This window comes from Sphingobium aromaticiconvertens, from assembly GCF_037154075.1.
Taxonomy (GTDB): Bacteria; Pseudomonadota; Alphaproteobacteria; order Sphingomonadales; family Sphingomonadaceae; genus Sphingobium; species Sphingobium aromaticiconvertens.
In genome coordinates this window covers 1,456,882-1,475,019 of the sequence record NZ_JBANRJ010000001.1, presented here as the reverse complement: position 1 = coordinate 1,475,019, position 18,138 = coordinate 1,456,882, and the positions used below count along the sequence as shown (strand labels likewise).

Below are 18,138 nucleotides of genomic sequence, written 5' to 3'. Positions count from 1 at the left end.
GCGCTCCATGATGATGCGGGGATTGGTCACAGGTTCGTTGCCTTCGTGCACACGGCAGTTGGCTTTCCGGTCTCTTCGATCCTGATCTCGTTACCTCGGAAGGTCGCACTGGCCGTATCGCCAACATATTGGAGGCCCTGTGCTGGTGCGGTCAGGATGATGGGTGCCGCATCGGCATTGCGCCGGATCTCAAGGGTCAGCCCTTCGTTTTTGAAGTCGATGAGAAGCGTGCGCTTGTCGTCGCACTCATACGGATGGCGGCCAGGAGTGCCGCTTGCGTCCGCGCTGTCATTCGCGTGGATTTCCTGTTCTGTCGGCGCCTTTGTCGTCGGCTGCTCCGAACATGCAGCCAATGCCATTGGCGCAGCGGCGATGGCCAGCGTGCGCGAATATGGGAATGCCATCATGGCCTCCGATTGCTTCTGAAGCCGTTGCGAGCCGGCAAGGTGCGCCCCTTCGCAGCCGGTTGGGCCGACAGCCGCCGCAGATGCCGTTCCAGACCGGCATCCGACTGGGCGAGACTGGCGTGAATTTTGCGGCGCATCATCGCCGCCAGAGGCGCGCCAAGGAGGCCCGAGAAGCGCAGGCTATGCCGCACACGCGTTCCCGTGGCCTCGCTCTCAAGAGTATAATTTTCCTCAAACATTAGGAGTTTGGGAACGCCAGCGGTCCAGGTGAACATGCGCGGCTTATCGGCGCGGATGATGTTCGCCTTGGCGGTCAGCTCCTTATCGAGCCTGCCGATGCGGAAAATGTAGGCGGCCTCGCCGCCCTGGACCGCAGCGCCGGAAAGTCGAATGAAGGGGTTCCACCGGGAATGCGCTGGAAAGTCGGTGAGCACCGACCAGATGCGCAGCGGCGATGCCTTAAGGCTGATCACATTTTCGATCACTGACACCTGATGCCTCCTTTCTGAACGTGGTGAGGAGGGCGAAGTTTCGCCCTCCCCTTTGCGGTCATGCATGCTGCGGCGGGGCAGCCTCTTCCCTCTCGTCACCCTCGTCACCCTTCACCGCCTGCTGGCCGAAACGCGCGTAGAGCGTGGGAAGCACGAACAGCGTCAAAAAGGTCGCGGAGATGAGACCGCCGATGACGACGGTCGCGAGCGGCTTTTGCACTTCCGCGCCGGCCCCGCTCGCAAACGCCATCGGCACGAAGCCGAGACTGGCGACCAAGGCCGTCATCACCACAGGACGGAGCCGCTGGATCGCCCCTGTCCGTGCAGCTTCTGCCCGGTCCATGCCGGACCGGATCAGGTCCTGCACCGAACTGACCATGACGAGGCCGTTGAGGACCGCGATACCCGACAGCGCGATGAAGCCCACCGCAGCCGAGATCGAGAAGTCCATACCCCGGGCAAACAGCAGCAGCACGCCGCCGACCAAGGCGAAGGGCACGCCGGTGAACACAATCGCGGCATCCCGCGCCGATCCCAATGCCCCGTAGAGCAGCAGCAGGATTAAGATGAAGCAGGCCGGGATCACGAGCTGAAGCCGCTGACTGGCGGACTCCAGATTTTCGAATTGCCCGCCCCATTCAAGATAGCTGCCAGCGGGCAAGCGCACATTTTGCCCGACGGCCGCCTGTGCGTCCGCAACCACGCTGCCGACGTCACGTCCACGCACATTGGCCTGCACGACGACACGGCGCTTGCCGTTCTCGCGACTGATCTGGTTCGGCCCATCGACGACGCCGATACTGGCGACGCTGGACAGCGGCACATAGCCGCCCCCGGCAATCGGCACCTGCACCTGTTCGAGCTGACGCAGATCCGCGCGCTGCGCGTCCGACAAGCGGATGACCACCGGGAACCGGCGATCACCCTCAAAGATCATGCCGGACTCGCGGCCGCCGATGGTGGCGGTTATCGTGTCCTGCACGTCCTGCGCGGTGACACCGACCCGCGCCATCGCGTCGCGATTGACGCGAATATCGAGCATTGGAAGACCCGTGGTCTGCTCGACCTTCACGTCCGCAGCCCCTTGCGTCTTGCGCAGAACACCGGCGATCTGTTCGGCGGTGCGGTTCATGGCAACGAAGTCGTCGCCAAACACCTTGACCGCGATGTCGCCGCGCACGCCGGCGATCAGCTCGTTGAACCGCATCTGGATCGGCTGCGTGATCTCGTAGGCGTTGCCCGGAATCTTGCCGAGCAGGCCTTCCAGTCGCTCGACCAGTTCCTCCTTTGCTAGCTTGGGATCAGGCCATTCATCGCGGGGCTTGAGGATGACGAACATATCGGTCGCATTGGGCGGCATCGGGTCCGATGCCAGCTCGGCCGTACCTGTCTTGGAAAAGACGAAGCGCACCTCGGGCTGCTTGGCGACAATACGCTCGATCGGCACCTGCATGGCCTGGCTCTGCTGAACCGAGGTCGCCGGGATACGCAGCGCCTGGATGAGCAGATCGCCCTCATCGAGCTGGGGCAGGAAGACTTGCCCCAGCGTGGTGAAAGCCAGCGCCGCCGCGACGAGACTCACAACGCTTGCGCCGATCGTGAGCGACGGGCGCTTCATGGCCTTCTCGAGACCCGGTTCGTAACGGGCTTTCAGCCACGAGATGATGCGCCCATCCTTCTCCTCGACCCGCTTGGACAGCCAGATGGCAATCGCCGCCGGCACGAAAGTCAGCGACAAGGCAAAGGCGAAAAGCAGGGCGATGATGACCGTCAGCGCCATCGGCACGAACGTCTTGCCCTCCACGCCCGTGAGCGTGAGCAGCGGCACATAGACAAGGATGATGATCGCCTGCCCGTAGACCGAGGGCCGGATCATCTCGCGCGCCGCCGTGGCAACGGCTTCGAGGCGCTCCTTCATGCTGAGCAGCCGGCCTTCATGGTGCTGTTGCTCCGCGAGGCGGCGCAGCGCGTTCTCGACGATGATGACAGCGCCATCGACGATGAGACCAAAGTCGAGCGCCCCCAGGCTCATCAGATTTGCCGAGACACCCAGACGCAGCATGCCGAACCCGGTGAGCATCATTGTCACCGGGATCACCGCCGCCGCAATGAGCGCGGCGCGGAAATTGCCGAGCAGAAGGAACAGCACGACGATGACGAGCAACGCGCCTTCGGAGAGGTTCTTGGCGACCGTCTTGATCGTCGAATTGACCAGCGCGGTCCGGTCCAGAACGGGTTGAACCACGACATCGGGCGGCAGCGAGGCATTGATCTCCTTCAGCCGATCAGCGACCGCCGTGGCGACGTTGCGGCTGTTCTCGCCAATCCGCATGATCGCGGTGCCCACGACCACTTCGGTGCCGTTCTCCGAGGCCGAGCCCATGCGGATCGCCTGACCCGTGCGAACGGTTGCAACCTGGTCGAGGGTGATCGGCACCCCTTCGCGGGTTGCGATGACGGTGCGCGCCAGTTCGGCCGCGTTGCGCACCAGCGCGTCGGAACGGACCGCCAGACCCTCTCCGTTGCGGTTGACGAAGCCGCCGCCCACGCTGGTGTTGTTCTTCTCGAGTGCGGTGCCAAGCTCGGTGAGCGTGATGTTCAGGGAAGCGAGCTTCTGGACGTCGGGGATGACCAGATACTGCTTGGCATAGCCGCCGATGGAGTCGACGCCGGCAAGACCCGGCGTATTCTTCAGGAGCGGCGTGACGATCCAGTCCTGCGCGGTGCGCAGATAGGTTGCCTTGTCTTCTTCGCTCGTCAGCCGTTCGCCTTCCGGCGTGATGTAACTGCCGTCGGGCTGCTGACCCGGCTCGCCGGGTCGGTGCTTGTCATCTTGTCGATGATCAAGCCGGACAGTCCACATATAGACCTCGCCCAGTCCCGTTGCGATCGGCCCCATTTCGGGGTTTACGCCATCGGGCAGGTTCTCCGCGACGCCCGCCAGGCGCTCGCCAACCTGTTGGCGAGCGAAATAGATGTCGGTGGACTCGTCGAAGACCGCAGTTATCTGCGCGAACCCATTGCGGCTGAGCGAGCGTGTGTTTTCAAGGCCGGGAATGCCGGCAAGCGCGGTCTCGATCGGAAACGAGACCTGCTTCTCTACCAGCTCGGGCGAGAGCGCCGAGGCGCGGACATTGATCTGGACCTGATTATTGGTGATGTCCGGCACCGCGTCGATCGGGAGCCGATAGAGGGAATAGGCACCGATGGCGGTGGCGACGGCGGTGAGGAGCAGGACGAGCCAGCGCTTCTCGACCGCCCATGTGACGATACGGGCGATCATGGCATCAATCCTCGTGCGCCGCTTCGCCCTTGCCGAGTTCGGCCTTGAGCGTGAAGCTGCCTGTAGTGGCGATCTGTTCGCGGCCGGTGAGGCCAGAACGGACGATGACGGTATCGCCGGCAGCGTCGCCCAGCGTGACCGGGGTCGCCTGGAAGCCCTTGGCCGTGCGGACAAAGACGACCGATTTGCCTTCGACGGTCTGAATGGCCGTCGTCGGGACGCGGACCGCAGAGCTTCCGGCATTGCCGCTGAGCTGCACCGCCGCAGTGACGGGCTCGCCGACACGCCACTGCGCGCCGCGATTGTCGAGCGTTGCGATGACCGGCACCTGCCGGGTCTGGGGATCAAGCGCGGGCGATACGAAGGTTATGCGGGCGCTCGTCTGCCTGCCTGGCGCCGTCACCGTCACCACGTTGCCGGGCTTCACCCTGCCCGCATCTTCGGGCTTGAGGTTCAGCGCCAGCGATACCCGGCCAAGATTGGCGATACGGTAAAGCTCCGCGTCAGCAGTGACCGTCTGGCCCAGCACGATCGGACGCGAGATGATCTGGCCGGCGATAGGGGCGGTAATGCCGAGGCGGTTGAGGCCGCCCCCGCCTGCGCCGCCGCCGGCGGCCGCGACCTGACTTTGGGCCTGGCGGTAGGCAATCCGTGCTTCGGTTGCAGCCGTTCGTGCCGCTATCAGGTCCTGTTCGGGTGACACGCGCTGTGCGAACAGGCGCTGTTCACGCGCAAGGTTGGAATTGGCGAGTGCCAGCCTGGCGCGCGACGCTTCGACTTCACCCTTGAGCTGAGCGGCTTCCCGGCTTTCGATGACCGCGATGGTCTCCCCTCTGCCAACCGACTGGCCCAGATTGCGGGTCAATGCCACAATGCGGCCACCGATCGCGGCCGAAACGACCTGCGTGCCCTGCGGGTCGCCTTCGATAGTCGCAGGGAGTTCGATTGTACCGGCACCGCCTGTCATCGGTCGGCCGATCTGGACCCCGGCGGACTTGATCTGGTCGGCCGTGAGCGTCACCACACCTTCGTCGGCATGCGCCTCTTCACCGCCGCCCCCGTGAGCGTCGGCCGCCGCTTCGTTGGTTGCAGAAGCATCGCCGGCTTCAGGACCGCCGCACGCGGAGAGCAGCAAGGCGAGGCCAAGCGGCAGCGCGCCGCCCATAAGGATGGTCTTCATCGGTCGGTGTTCCCCGAAATCGTGGTCGCCGTCGCGGGGGCGGTCAGCCGCTCCAGTTGCGCGCGAGCATTTTGATAATTGGCGAGTGCGTCGATCGCGGCGACGCGCGTCTCGGCAAGAGTTCGTTCGGCATCCAGTAGATCGAGCTGGCCGAACTTGCCCTCACGGTAGCCGATCCGGGCGATCCGGGCAGCTTCCTGCGCCGCCGCCAGCGCCGGTCCGGCTGCAGCGCGAGCGGTTGTCGCTGCGTTTGCTGCCTCCGCCTGCGCGTTCGTGATCGCCTGCTCGACATCGAGGGCGGTAACACGCCGCAAGGCTTCTGCCTGGGTGCGCTGCGCGCTCGCCTGCGCGATGGCCGCGCGGCCGCTGTTGAACAGCGGAATCGGAATGGAGATCGAAAATACCGCGGCGGTGTCGTTGGTCGCTTCGAGCCGCCGCAGGCCCGGGCCGACGTTGAGGTCCGGCACCCGGTTCGCCCGCGCAAGCCTCACGCCGGCATCGGCAATAGCCAGATCGGCATCGGCGGCAGCGAGCGCCAAGGTGTTTGCCGCCGGCGGCGTCTCGACGGGGCCAAAAGTCGACGCTGGGAGCTGGTCCAGAAGCGCAGCATCGAGCCTTCCGTCGATCGGTCGGCCAATCCGCCGTGCAAGGTTCGCGCGCGCGGCTTCGGCAAGCCGGGTCAGCCGTTCCACATTGGCATCGGCGTTGATCCTTGTGACATCGGCGCGTTGCTGTTCGAGCGGTGAGGCCCGGCCCGCCTGAACCCGCACACCCGCGCCGCGCAGCACTTCGGCGGCAATGCGCGCCTGATCGCGCGCCGTTGCGAGCCGGCGTTCGGCCGCGATCGCCTCGATATAGAGCTGTGTCACCTGCAGGCGAATATCGCTCGCGGTGATTGCTGCCTGCAGTTCGGCACGCGACAACTGTGCGCTGGCGACAGCGACGCGCGCGCCGCGCTTGCCGCCCAGCTCGATCGGAATCGCCACGCCAACGGTCGTCTCTGCGCTTTGCAAGCCCTTATATGGGCCAGAGCCGACGACATTCTCGACCTGACCCTGAACCACGGGATTTGGCCGTAGCCCCGCGACTGTCCGTTCGGCCTGGGCTGCTTCGATTGCGGCCGATGCCGCGTCAGCGGCAGGTGCCGCGCCGCCGGCGGCCAGCACGGCCTGATCGAGGGTATAGATGCCGAGCGGCTGCGTCGCCTCCGTAGTCGGCGTTTGCTGCGCCTGCGCCATCGAAGCGCAGGACGCCGCGGCCATCATGGCCACGAACATCTTTTTCATTATCTGGTGATCCTGACAAAACACATCTGGCCGGCGAGCGCCGACCGGCGGGTCGTGTCAGGCGGCGGGAGGCCTCAAGGCCGGGCCAGTCCGGTATGACGCCAGCGCGCTATGCGCCGCAGGAAACGGACGCAACCCGCCCGCCTCGCCCAGGGAATACAGGTCGCTTGTATCGGGTATGTCCAATGCTGGACCATGGCAGGTGCTGTGGTGATGGGGCATCGCCTTGTCGGCGTCGCCCTGAGACTGATCAGCATCGCCATCTTCATGTACGACGCCGGCGCAATCCACCATAATCTGCCCGGAAACCTCGCGCGCATGGATCGTCGCCGTCAGCACAAGGGACGACGCGATCATGACCAGCAAGAGGGAGCAGAGCCTGCGCAGCATGTGCCGTGATCTAAACGAGATGCCGGCAAGTGTCATTGCATAACTTCAGGAGGCACTGGCCGTGCTTCGCGCCATGCGGGGATCGCCTCGCCCAGCACGCGCCACGCCGACCGCAGGAAGATAAGCGCAATCACCGCGCCGACGGCAATGTCGGGCCAGACCGAGCCTGTCGCGGCTACCAGTCCGGCAGCAATCAACACGCCGATGTTGGACGCCACGTCGTTGCGTGAACATTCGAACGTGCTCGACATATTCACATTTTGGGAGCGGAACCGCCACAGCAGCGCCAGGCAAACGACGTTGGCCACAAGTGCGGCGCTCCCGAACGCGAGCATCAGCGTCGATGAGGGCGGCACGCCGTTCACGAGCTTGTCGGCAATCTCGACGACCACCGCGATGCCGAAAACAAGGATGATGCCGCCCTTCGCAACCGCGGCCCCTGCCTCCCAGCGCGGCCCCCGGCTCAAAGCGTAAAGGCTCAGTGCATAGACGAGCGCATCGCCAAACATGTCGACGGAGTCCGCCATCAGCGCCGATGAGCGGGCCGCCAGGCCGCCGCCGAACTCGGCGATAAACATCACGAAGTTGATCACCATCACGGTGATCAGGACGCGCCGCTGATCCGCCTTTCGGCCCAGCTCAGCGATCGTATCACTTTTTTTCGAACAGCAGTCGTCCGCCATCTGATGCCTCGATTCGTGCGTCGGACACCCTATATGAACCCTCATCCTACTAGAGGGTCAAGGGACGGCTCATGAAGATCGGTGCCATTGCCAAGCAAACCGGGCTGAAAATCGAGACCATCCGCTTCTATGAGGCCGAGGGGTTGATCGAACCGCCAACACGTAGCGGCGGGAATTACCGGCTGTATGGCCAGACCCATCTCGATCGATTGTCTTTCATCAAACGATCGCGCGACCTTGGCTTTACCTTGGATCAGGTTCGCGATCTCTTACGCCTGGCCGATAATCCTCGGGGGTCGTGTGAGGAAGTGGACAGCATCGTGGCACTTCATATCGACGAGATCGATCGTAAGCTCGCCGATCTGACGGCTTTGCGGAGCGAGGTGGTGCGTTGGGGCGGCGACTGCGAGGCAACGACGATCGCGGAATGCAAGGTCATCGACGCTTTGTCTTCGGGCGCACCGGGGCGCTTGTAACCTGATACGCTGATGTGCGGGGTCTAAGAACACAGGTACAGGGCGCGGCCCTGCCGGGCACGGCTCTACCGGCGGCACGCGCCGACCAAGCCACCGTACCGGCGTCTCGGCCCATTTAGGGTAACGATCCTCGCGTGAGGGGGTGTGCCATGTGGCACACCCCCCAATAGCCGCGCGCAGCGCGACATCTTCCCTCGGCGCTACGGCCCTCCCCCGGAGGCCCGCGCACGCGGGGAACACCAAGGGCCGCTGCCCTTTCGTTCCCGAAGCAAAATCGACAGCCCCGTGTGGTCCGCCAAGCGCGGCACCCGACGCCCCGATGGGCGTCGGCCGCGCTAGGGCGGCCTGCCCGCGCCAGGCCATCGATTTTCCTCCTCCCTCTCCATCCCGCTCCTCGCCGGAGAGGCAGAGCCGCATGCCGCAGAGCAAGCGGCTTTCAGCCCCGAAGGAAGGAGAACAAGGACAATGGCTTACACACGATACAAGGGCGATCCCTACTGGAAGCGGGCCAAAGTGGACGGGACGGGCGCAGACGGCAGCCCCTACCGCAAGGGCGAGCGCGTGTTCTTCTATCCGCGCACTGGCGCGACTTACGCGGGCGACGCCGCCACGCGCGCTTCCGCCGAATTTGACGAACTCGCAGCCCTCGAAGGCTGACCTCCCCCCAATCGAAATTACAGATCAGGAGCATTCATCATGGCTATCATCACCGCCAAGCTGTCGCAGCTTCGTCTTTCCCCGCTCAACCAGCGCCGCATCAAGCCATCGGCAATCGAGTCCATGGCCGACGATATTCACGCGCATGGCCTGTTGCAGAACCTTGTCGCCTATGAGGAAGACGGCCTGTTGTGGGTATTCGCAGGGGGACGGCGCTATCGCGGCCTCAAGGAACTGGTGAAGCGCAAGAAGGTCAGGAACAGCGACCTGTTCCCCGTCGAGGTACGCAGCAAGGAAGAGGCCATCGAGCTGTCGCTGGCAGAGAATTTCCAGCGTGAAGACATGCACCCTGCGGACAGTATCCGCGCCTTTGCGGCTCTGCGCGATACCGGCATGGACGCCGAGGAAATCGCGGCCCGGTTCGGTCAGGCGGTCAGTTTCGTCTATAAGATGCTGCGCCTTTCCGCGCTTGCCCCGGTGCTGATCGACCTGATCGCCAAGGATCAGTTGACCCTTGAAGCCGCCCGCGCGCTCACCTTGACCGACGATCACGACTTCCAAGTGAAAGTGTGCAAGGCGGCGAACGGGCAGGCCCACACCATCCGCCGGATGCTCACCACCGAGAAGGTCGATACGACCAGCGGCATGTTCCTGTTCGTCGGGCGCGAAGCCTACGAAGCCAAAGGCGGTTCCATCACCGTGGACCTGTTCAGCCAAGGGGATGAGGGTTTCGCCGACAGCCCCGAACTGGTGCAGGAATTGGCGGAGGAAAAGCTGGAGACGATCGCTGCCGAATACCGCAGCATCGGGTGGCACGAAGTGCGCGCGGAAATCGAGCGGCCCTATGACCTCTACATGAAGGGCAGCATGTATCCCGCCACGCGCGAGCCGACCGAGGCCGAAGCGGAGCGCATGACCGTCCTTGCCGCCGAGATCGAGGCGATTGCCGACGATGAAGGCGAGGACAGTCAGAGGATCGAACCGCTGGTGGACGAGCAGGAAGCGATCATGGAAGGCCAGCGCGCTTTCACTGGCGAGCAAGTATCGGTGGGCGGCGTTGCGCTATGGATTGCGCGGGACGGGACGCTGGGCAGGAGCTTCTATCGCGCTAAGGCCGAACCCAAGCCCAAGGCGAGCCATGACGGGCCGACCCCGCTCTACAGCAATAGCCTGCTCGCCGACCTGTCGCGCATCAAGACGCAGATCGTGCAGGAAGCGGTCGCGGCCGACCCGGCGCTGGCTCTCGATGTTCTACTGGACAGCCTTGCCGGGCAGTTGCTCCATGGCGCTCACAGCTACCAGTTGGCGGTCGAGGTGCAGGCCAAGGCGATCGCCACCGACGTTGCGGACGAGTTGATGGCGACCAGTGACGTGCAGGCCGTTGAGGAAGTGATGGCTAACCGCTTCGCTGCCGTCCCCGAAGATGGCCGGTTCGAGGCGATCCGGGCCATGACTGGCGATGACAAGATGGCGCTGCTGGCGGGACTTGTTGCCATGACCGTGGACGGCACCGTGTTTTCGGGTGGCTCCCCCGGTCAGCGCCACCACCAGTTCGAGCAGATCGCGCGCGCAAGCGGGGTGGACATCGCGGCTCGCTGGACCGCCCCCATCGCCCTGTTCGACAAGATGCGCCGCGCTGCCCTGATTACCCTTCTGACCGATGAAGTCGGTGCGGCAAGTGCGGAGAACTGCGCAACCATCAAGAAGAAGGCCGACCTCGCCGTCAACGTGGCAGGACGCCTGCCCGCAGGTTGGCTTCCCGTTCCCATTAAGATCGGTGCCTTCGATCAGGCCGACGAGAGCAAGGATCAGGAAGGCGACATGATTGACGAAGAGGATATGGCCGAGAACGAAGACGCCTGACCGAGCGGGGGCTGGTGCGAACCGGCCCCCGTCTCTCCATACCAAGATCCAGTGCGGCGCGCCCGTCGCCCCGGCGCGCTCGCCATGCCACAGCATGACGGGCGCGCTCGCCGGTCCTGGCGGACCTGCCCGGCGCCGCGCGACCAAGGCCGCGCGGCGGGCGACTATGAACCCAGTCAGGCCCTTTTCACAGCAGCCGTTGCCACCAGCCTACGTCGTGCCACTTTCCAAATTTGCGGCCCACATCACGGTAGATCCCGAGTGGTGTGAAACCCATGCTCTCGTGCAGAGCAATGCTGCCCTTGTTGGGTAATGCGATGCCGGCGAACGCTGCGTGAAAACCACGTCCGGCAAGGTCAGGTAGCAAGTGGCCATAAAGGGCACGCCCGACCCCGGTCCGCCTTACCCCGTCGGCAATGTAGACTGTCACATCGACGGAGGTGCGATAGGCCGCGCGAGTGCGGTGCTGGCTGGCGTAGGCATAGCCTACGACCTCGCCGCCCTGCTCTGCCACCAGGTAGGGATAATCCTGCAAGGTGGCCTCGATCCGTGCCGCCATTTCGACCACGCTTGGCGGCGCTTCCTCAAAGGAAATGGCGGTATGCTCGACCACAGGCGCGTAAATCGCCTGTATGGCGCAAGCGTCGCCTGTCATGGCCGAACGGATCAAAGTAACGATCAAGGATGCTGGCCTTGCGCCGCGATAGCGATGCTCGACAGATCCGTAGCCGGATCAACGGGCACGCCCGATGATCGACGCTCTGAATAGCGATCAACGAGCTGGTCCGCGTGCGGGCGCAGCAGGACGGTGAAGCGCACCAGTTCCTCCATGACGTCGACGATGCGATCATAGTAGCTGGACGCTTTCATGCGGCCCGCCTCGTCGAACTCCTTGTAGGCCATCGCCACGGAGGACTGATTGGGGATGGTGAACATCCGCATCCAGCGACCGAGGAGGCGAAGCGAGTTGACGGCATTGAACGACTGCGAGCCGCCGGACACCTGCATGACCGCCAGCGTGCGACCCTGCGTCGGCCGCATCCCCCTCATCTCCAGCGGCAGATGATCGATCTGCGCCTTCATGATGCCCGTGATCTGGCCGTGCCGCTCCGGGCTGCACCACACCTGACCCTCCGACCACAGTGCCAGTTCACGCAGTTCGTGGACGGCGGGGTGATCGTCTCCCGCCACCTGGTCGGGCAGCGGCAGTGTCGATGGGTCGAAGATGCGGGTTTCCGCGCCAAACAGGCGTAGAAGCCGCGCGGCTTCCTCCGCGGCGAGACGCGAGAAGGATCGCTCGCGCAAACTGCCATAGAGCAGCAGAATGCGCGGCGCAGGATCGAGCGCGCCCAACCCCAGGGCGGGGCGCTGGCGGACATAGGCCGGGTCGAGCGCCGGGAGATGGTCGGCCTCATAGAGATCGCGAAGAGGCATCAGGCGGTCCTTGGTCCTAATAGGATTACACAGGTGCCAATGAGGCAAAGGGCGGCCCCGCCAACGTCCCAACGGTCTGGGCGTACGCCTTCCACAGCCCATAGCCACGCGAGGGATGCACAAATGTAGATGCCGCCATATGCAGCGTAGGCTCGACCCGCTGCGTCACTGTCCACGCGGGTCAGAAGCCATGCGAACAGCATTAGCGACGCGACACCCGGCGCTAGCCATAGGGGGGACTTATCCAGTCGGAGCCATGCCCAAAAAGCAAAGCAGCCGGCGATTTCTGCGATTGCTGCGCCAAGATAAACGAGCGCCGTCATACCATGCTGATCCTGATTGCGAGAGCTACGAGGGTCACCAGTAACACCGGAACCGTCAGCGTTACGCCGACCTTGAAGTAATAGCCCCAACCGATGCGAATGCCTTTTTGTCCGAGGACATGAAGCCACAGCAGGGTGGCAAGCGATCCGATGGGTGTGATCTTGGGACCAAGATCACAGCCGATCACATTGGCGTAGATCATCGCTTCCCTCACCGCTCCTGTGGCGTGCGTGGCGTCGATCGACAGCGCGCCCACCAGAACCGTCGGCATGTTGTTCATGACGGATGACAGGATGGCAGCGATCACGCCGGTTCCCAGAGCGGCACCCCACACCCCGCCCTGCGCGGTCCGATCGAGCAGCGCAGCGAGGTGGTCGGTCAGTCCTGCATTTCGCAGGCCATAGACGACGAGATACATGCCAAGCGAAAAGATGACGACCTGCCAAGGCGCGCCGCGCAGCACCTTGCGGGTCTCGATGACATGCCCCCTCCCCGCAATTGCGAGCAGCAGGATCGCGCCGGCAGCGGCAACCGCGCTGACAGGCACGCCCAGCGGATCAAGCAGGAAGAAGCCCACGAGAAGAAGCACGAGGACGACCCAACCGGCGCGAAAGGTTGCGGCGTCCCGGATCGCCGCGCGCGGCGCGCGCAGCGCGGCAACATCATAGTCTGTCGGTATGTCGCGCCGGAAGAACACCATCAGCGCGCCGAGCGTGGCGGCGATCGCGGCCAGATCCACCGGCACCATCACGCTCGCATATTCGCCAAAGCCGAGCTTGAAGAAGTCGGTCGACACGATGTTGACGAGATTCGAGACCACAAGCGGGAGGCTGGCGGTGTCCGCGATGAAGCCTGCGGCCATTACGAACGCCAGCGTCGCCTTGTCGCCATAGCCCAGCGCGCGCAGCATCGCGATGACGATGGGGGTGAGGATCAAGGCCGCGCCATCATTGGCGAACAGGGACGATACCGCCGCGCCGAGCAGCACGATGAGGGCGAACAGGGCACGACCGTTGCCCTTGCCCCAGCGAGCGACGTGAAGCGCCGCCCATTCGAAAAATCCCGCCTCATCGAGCAGCAGGCTGATGACGATGATCGAGACGAATGCCCCCGTCGCGTTCCAGACAATGTCCCAAACCACAGGCACGTCGGACAGCGACACAACGCCGGCAAGCAGCGCTACGATCGCCCCGCCCATGGCGCTCCACCCGATGCCGAGGCCCTTGGGTTGCCAGATGACGAGCGCAATCGTGGCGATGAAGATCAGAATTGCTGGCAGCATCAGGCGATACGCTGGCCTGTGCCATCCACGACCTGTTCGCCATCTTCTTTCGCGAATGCGCCAAGCTGGCCTGTCGGCAGCAGATCAAGCACCGCTTCGGAAGGACGGCACAGTTTCACACCCAGCGGCGACACAACGAGGGGCCGGTTGATAAGGATTGGATGCGCCATCATCGCGTCCACGAGCTGTTCGTCGGACAGTGCCGGGTCGGCAAGGCCCAACTCGCCAAAAGGCGTACCCTTTTCGCGCAGGAGATCGCGCGGGGTCATGCCGGCGCGGCCAACCAGTTCGACCAGCAAGGCTCGCGTAGGCGGCGTCTTAAGATATTCGATCACATGCGGTTCGATGCCCGCGTTGCGGATCATGGCGAGCGCGTTGCGCGATGTGCCGCATTCGGAATTGTGATAGATGACGATGTCGATGGCCACGGGGCATCCTTTCAGCAGCAAGGTGAGAGTTCAGCGATCAGCGGCGCGCACACTTGCGCGTTGCCGCCGCAGCAATCCTTGAGGAGAAACAGGGTCAGCGCCCGCAGCCCGTCAAGATCGGCGCGGTAGATAATCGATCGGCTATGGCGTTCGGAACGCACCAGGCCTGCCCGGGTGAGAATACCAAGATGCGCCGACATGGTGTTTTGCGGCACATCGAGCTGGCGCGCGATTTCTCCCGCAGCCAGGCCATCGGGTTCATGCCGCACCAGTAGCCGGAAGGTGTCGAGCTGCGTCCCTTGTGCCAAGGCGCTCAAAGCGGTGATTGCCAACTCATTTTCCATATATCCAGCATAATGGATATATTTTTGAGTGCAATTGCCGTTTAGCGGTAGCACCGTGAGTTAGTTCGCAAGTGGTGCAGAGCTGGTCCGCTCTCCTCCTGCGTCGGGTAGTGAAAGCGAGAGCGCCGCATCGGCAACCCGCGCATTATCGACCGTTATGGGCGATTGTTCATCTCGGCCATGGCTCCCCGCGTGATTTCCCATGCCGAATGCAGGAATAGCAGCGCAATAATACCAGCGACAGCAAGGTCAGGCCATGCTTGTCCAGTCCAGGCGACCAGCCCTGCCGCAGCGATCACGGCGATATTTGCCAGAGCATCGTTGCGGCTGAACAGCCAGATCGCGCGGACATTGGCGTCACCTTCACGAAAACGAGAGAGGACAAGAGCGGCGCTTACATTGATTATCAGCGCTACCACCCCGATCCCGCCCATTAGATCGGCTTCAGGCGCGACAGCGTTCATCGAACGCCACATGGCAAATCCGATAACACCCAGACCCAGCGCTCCGAGGAAAAGGCCCTGTGCGAGGGCGATTCTCGATCTCGCGTGAGCAGTCCAGCCCAAGGCGATAAGGCCGAACAGGGAAATGGTCCCATCGCCGATAAAGTCGAGCGCATCCGCCTTGAGCGCCTGGCTATCAGCAATAAACCCGCCGACGATCTCGACCAGACCGAAACCAAGGTTGAGCAGGATGACGATCCACAGAGCACGGCGATACGCGGGGTCGCGCTCCGCCCGCTTCGTATCGCCGGTACAGCCGCATGAGGGGGTTTGGATTTCACTCATACGCTATTCCTACAATCTACAGTAACTATAGAAGCAAGTAGAAAATTCGGTCTTTACGGAGCACCCTGCCTTACGCAGATGGCGCAAGATCGACGGTCTTATCTCGCTTGCGACGATTGAACGAGAAGCCCGTGGCAATTGCCAACACCATGAGAAGCTGGGCTATGATGGATTGCCAAGTGGGAAATATGCCTAGCATGGAAAGTCGGGGGCCGTTGGCGATCGGCGCTATGCCGATGATTCCGGCCTCTTGCAGTGCCCCCACGCCTTTGCCAGCAAGAACCACTGTCAGCCCCGCCATCAGCCACGAACTGTAAGCGAAAACCTTAGCAATCGGGAGCTGGCGGCTGTAGCGGAGCATGGCCCAGGCGATCACGGCGAGGATCGCGACCGCTGATCCTGCCCCGGCGAGCAGCGCGCTGCCATTCCCCTGCGTCCACAGCGCCGCGTAGAACAGGATCGTTTCAAACACCTCACGATAAACCACCACGAAGGCCAGCCCAAAGAGGAACCAGGCGGAGCGGCCCGACAGCGCGCGCGCCATCTTTTCTCTGATGTAGCGTTGCCATTGATCGGCTTGTGCCTTGCCGTGCATCCATATCCCGACCGAGAGCAGGACCACTGCTGCAAATAGCGAACCGAACCCCTCCGTCAGCTCTCGGCTCGCGCCGCTGATCCCGATTGCATAGGTGGCCACCGGTTTACCCGCCCATCGTCATCAATGACGGAACTGCGCCATCGCGCTGGAATCACCTCATCGATCGGAACATCCTGCAATGGCACGAAGCGGCATCCGCCATCCACCTTGCTCCTGATCCAGTCGAGGGCCGCCAGGACCGGCCGCCACACCGCGTTGTTCGACCGGAACTCAAGTACGGAAAGCAGGCTTGGCAGCATGCGCCGGTAATGATTGGCCCAGGAACCACGCATCACCTTGTAGATGCGCCGGTCCAGAGCGCCCTTCGCATGGCTCTCCTTGACGATCGCCGCCAGCTTGGCCTTACCGGCGATCGGGAAAATGACATCGCAGATGCGCCCCGATGGTTCATTGATCGAGGCGCTGGCGATCTCGACCAGCAGGCGCTCCTTTCCATAGACCCGCTCGATGTCTTTCGCGATATCGCCCACCACCTTGCGTTTCGAGCGCGTTCCGATCTTGTGAACGGTTTCGATCAGCAGGTCGATCATCGCGTCAGTGAGTTGCGCCTCCCGCGACATTAGATAAATCGCATAAAGGCCGAGCTGTCGCGCCGGCGCATGCCGGCGCATCTCCGAGGCCTTTTCACCGGCAACGCGGCGAACAATCTGATCGACCCATGGCTTGCCCGTAGCCGTCAGGAGATCATGGGGAAGATCAAGTCTCTGGATAAAGGCGAGTTTCTCGGTCACGTCGAGAATGTTGTCGAGCGTTGCCTGTCCGGCGTCACCCTTCATCCTGTTGAATCCGGTCGAGCTGTCCGGATCGGCAAGCGAGGCTTCCAATAACGCCACCGCATCTGACGAAAGCCGATCACTGGCTCCGATCAGCCAGGTGTCCAGATAATCTTGCCGTTGTGAGCGAACGACACGTTCAAGCTCCTTGCGCGACGGCCCATAAATACGCCGGTCCCGGCACCACAGGAAAACATGCTCAAGCATGGCATTGATCGACTGGCCGCCCGGGCACAGCTCGCCAGCAATCCATTCCGTCAATTGCGCGCGATCCACCCGCTTCATGCGGTGATATCCAAGATGGATCAGGATCTCCGCACAATGCCGTCGTGCTGTCCGACTGGAAAAGTCATAACCGGCTATCTCGCCAGCCTCGACACCGAGTTGCTCGGCCAGATACGAGAGGCCATCGGTAGGGATTGAGCCGGGATCGATCGCGAAAAACCCCAGGGAAGCGAAGAATTTCAGCTGTGCGGCGAGGCCAAGGCGCGTCAGGGCCGGCTTCGAATTTACAAAATCAATATCGGCAAAGCTCAGGCTCCATCGTCCGATCAAATCCCCGCCCGGAATACTCCGATCCATCAACCCACTCCCTATGATGGAGCGAACTGTCCTCTTCTATGATTTCCATCGTCAATACCGAATGCCACGTTCCCAAAACGTTCTCCGACTTGGCCAAAATCGCAGCTTGGGGCCGACTGGGCCAAGTGCCAATGATTGGATCATCTGGTCGCGCGTCATCTGGCAGGCTTGGGCAAATCCGATAACGATCGACGCCTGGCTTTACGATGAAGAAATCATTCCTAAGCGTCGTTAACCATCCTCTAACGCTTGCGATGCGATCATGCAGCTATGCTAGAGGTCGCACCGGGGTGAACATGAGCAGCATCTTCATCAACGACGTCATGGCCGTGCGAAGCGCCATTCTCGACAGGAATGCGGCGCTTCGGAATGTAGCAAGCAGCGCGGTTTCTGTTGGTAGCCCCGAGGGTGCGGGAGCAAAATTCGAAGCAGCGATGAATACCGTGCTTGGAAAGGCGGACGGTGCAGACTCGGTCGTAGGTCCAGGTTCGACCCAAGGGATCTCGGCTGCCGGGCGCGCGGAACCAGGTGGCTTTACCTCTACACTGCAAACACAGCTTCAAAAGATCAATGAAATCAACGCTCGCGCCGGAAAGTTGACGGTTGCCTATGAACGCGGCGAAGAGGTCGATATTGCAAAGGTAATGCTCGCGCGGCAGGAGTCGTCGATCGCGTTCGAGGCGACGTTGCAAGTTCGCAATAAGTTGCTTTCCGCGTATAAGGACATCATGAGCATGCCAGTCTAGCGAAAACCTTGTCGATCATATCATTGTAAGGAAGTCAGATACGAGCATCCCACCGTATCAGCT

At 62.7% G+C, this 18,138-nt stretch carries 19 protein-coding genes and 1 pseudogene; 5 read left to right on the top strand and 15 right to left on the bottom strand.

Annotation, left to right across the window (positions count from 1 at the left end):
* Positions 1-26: 26 nt before the first annotated feature.
* From WFR25_RS07005 to WFR25_RS06985, 5 genes are read right to left on the bottom strand one after another with little or no spacing between them, the layout of a single operon-like run.
* Positions 27-359, bottom strand: a complete 333-nt coding sequence (locus WFR25_RS07005) for a hypothetical protein (protein ID WP_336969718.1) — start codon at positions 357-359, stop codon at positions 27-29.
* Between the two features lie 44 nt (positions 360-403).
* Complete coding sequence (locus WFR25_RS07000) at positions 404-898, bottom strand: SRPBCC domain-containing protein (protein WP_161774252.1); 495 nt, start codon at positions 896-898, stop codon at positions 404-406.
* Between the two features lie 58 nt (positions 899-956).
* Positions 957-4,181, bottom strand: coding sequence for an efflux RND transporter permease subunit (locus WFR25_RS06995; protein ID WP_043150805.1), 3,225 nt, complete (start codon positions 4,179-4,181; stop codon positions 957-959).
* A gap of 4 nt (positions 4,182-4,185) precedes the next feature.
* Positions 4,186-5,361, bottom strand: coding sequence for an efflux RND transporter periplasmic adaptor subunit (locus tag WFR25_RS06990; protein ID WP_336969716.1), 1,176 nt, complete (start codon positions 5,359-5,361; stop codon positions 4,186-4,188).
* Complete coding sequence (locus tag WFR25_RS06985; RefSeq protein ID WP_043150804.1) at positions 5,358-6,647, bottom strand: TolC family protein; 1,290 nt, start codon at positions 6,645-6,647, stop codon at positions 5,358-5,360. Before WFR25_RS06985 ends, WFR25_RS06990 begins: the two co-directional genes overlap by 4 nt.
* Positions 6,648-6,842: 195 nt before the next feature.
* Between WFR25_RS06985 and WFR25_RS06980 the strand changes: the two genes are divergently transcribed.
* Positions 6,843-7,046, top strand: coding sequence for a hypothetical protein (locus tag WFR25_RS06980; protein ID WP_235209644.1), 204 nt, complete (start codon positions 6,843-6,845; stop codon positions 7,044-7,046).
* A 23-nt stretch (positions 7,047-7,069) separates the two neighbouring features.
* Here WFR25_RS06980 and WFR25_RS06975 read toward each other — a convergent pair whose 3' ends face one another.
* Positions 7,070-7,720, bottom strand: a complete 651-nt coding sequence (locus WFR25_RS06975; protein ID WP_043150802.1) for a cation efflux transmembrane domain-containing protein — start codon at positions 7,718-7,720, stop codon at positions 7,070-7,072.
* Between the two features lie 71 nt (positions 7,721-7,791).
* On the opposite strand from WFR25_RS06975, the gene WFR25_RS06970 reads away from it, so the two are divergent.
* The 3 genes from WFR25_RS06970 to WFR25_RS06960 all read left to right on the top strand — a co-directional run bounded on the left by WFR25_RS06970 (position 7,792) and on the right by WFR25_RS06960 (position 10,716).
* Positions 7,792-8,196, top strand: a complete 405-nt coding sequence (locus tag WFR25_RS06970) for a MerR family transcriptional regulator (RefSeq protein ID WP_043150801.1) — start codon at positions 7,792-7,794, stop codon at positions 8,194-8,196.
* Positions 8,197-8,661: 465 nt separating this feature from the next.
* On the top strand, positions 8,662-8,853 hold the full coding sequence (locus tag WFR25_RS06965; protein ID WP_043150800.1) for a hypothetical protein: 192 nt from the start codon (positions 8,662-8,664) through the stop codon (positions 8,851-8,853).
* 39 nt (positions 8,854-8,892) lie between these two features.
* Positions 8,893-10,716, top strand: a complete 1,824-nt coding sequence (locus tag WFR25_RS06960) for a ParB/RepB/Spo0J family partition protein (protein ID WP_333974303.1) — start codon at positions 8,893-8,895, stop codon at positions 10,714-10,716.
* Between the two features lie 187 nt (positions 10,717-10,903).
* On the opposite strand, the gene WFR25_RS06955 is transcribed toward WFR25_RS06960, so the two are convergent.
* The 9 genes and pseudogenes from WFR25_RS06955 to WFR25_RS06915 all read right to left on the bottom strand — a co-directional run bounded on the left by WFR25_RS06955 (position 10,904) and on the right by WFR25_RS06915 (position 17,329).
* Positions 10,904-11,398, bottom strand: a complete 495-nt coding sequence (locus WFR25_RS06955) for an arsinothricin resistance N-acetyltransferase ArsN1 family B (protein ID WP_235209641.1) — start codon at positions 11,396-11,398, stop codon at positions 10,904-10,906.
* Positions 11,395-12,150, bottom strand: coding sequence for an arsenical resistance protein ArsH (arsH, locus tag WFR25_RS06950; RefSeq protein WP_043150799.1), 756 nt, complete (start codon positions 12,148-12,150; stop codon positions 11,395-11,397). The genes WFR25_RS06955 and arsH overlap by 4 nt, the downstream gene beginning before the upstream one ends.
* Entirely contained in the window at positions 12,150-12,473 is a 324-nt protein-coding gene (locus WFR25_RS06945; protein WP_081764086.1) for a YnfA family protein, read from the bottom strand. Before WFR25_RS06945 ends, arsH begins: the two co-directional genes overlap by 1 nt.
* Complete coding sequence (locus WFR25_RS06940; protein WP_043150797.1) at positions 12,470-13,756, bottom strand: arsenic transporter; 1,287 nt, start codon at positions 13,754-13,756, stop codon at positions 12,470-12,472. Before WFR25_RS06940 ends, WFR25_RS06945 begins: the two co-directional genes overlap by 4 nt.
* Positions 13,756-14,184 carry an arsenate reductase (glutaredoxin) gene (arsC, locus tag WFR25_RS06935; protein WP_200866910.1) on the bottom strand — a complete coding sequence of 143 codons (429 nt, stop codon included), beginning with the start codon at positions 14,182-14,184 and terminating at the stop codon, positions 13,756-13,758. Before arsC ends, WFR25_RS06940 begins: the two co-directional genes overlap by 1 nt.
* An 11-nt stretch (positions 14,185-14,195) precedes the next feature.
* On the bottom strand, positions 14,196-14,528 hold the full coding sequence (locus tag WFR25_RS06930) for an ArsR/SmtB family transcription factor (protein ID WP_336969711.1): 333 nt from the start codon (positions 14,526-14,528) through the stop codon (positions 14,196-14,198).
* Positions 14,529-14,683: 155 nt separating this feature from the next.
* The gene (locus tag WFR25_RS06925; protein ID WP_043150793.1) at positions 14,684-15,316 is read right to left on the bottom strand and encodes a cation efflux transmembrane domain-containing protein; all 633 of its coding nucleotides are present in this window, start codon (positions 15,314-15,316) and stop codon (positions 14,684-14,686) included.
* A gap of 70 nt (positions 15,317-15,386) precedes the next feature.
* A pseudogene (locus WFR25_RS06920) lies at positions 15,387-16,013 on the bottom strand (FTR1 family iron permease); the annotation flags it as partial.
* A complete protein-coding gene (locus WFR25_RS06915; protein WP_336969709.1) occupies positions 15,968-17,329 on the bottom strand; it encodes a DUF4158 domain-containing protein in 1,362 nt (453 codons plus the stop codon). The gene WFR25_RS06915 and the pseudogene WFR25_RS06920, both read right to left, overlap by 46 nt.
* A gap of 296 nt (positions 17,330-17,625) precedes the next feature.
* Here WFR25_RS06915 and fliE point away from each other — a divergent pair, with 296 nt between their 5' ends.
* Positions 17,626-18,075 (top strand): flagellar hook-basal body complex protein FliE, encoded by a 450-nt coding sequence (gene fliE, locus WFR25_RS06910; protein ID WP_235209629.1) that lies wholly within the window; start codon positions 17,626-17,628, stop codon positions 18,073-18,075.
* The last annotated feature ends 63 nt before the right edge of the window (positions 18,076-18,138 follow it).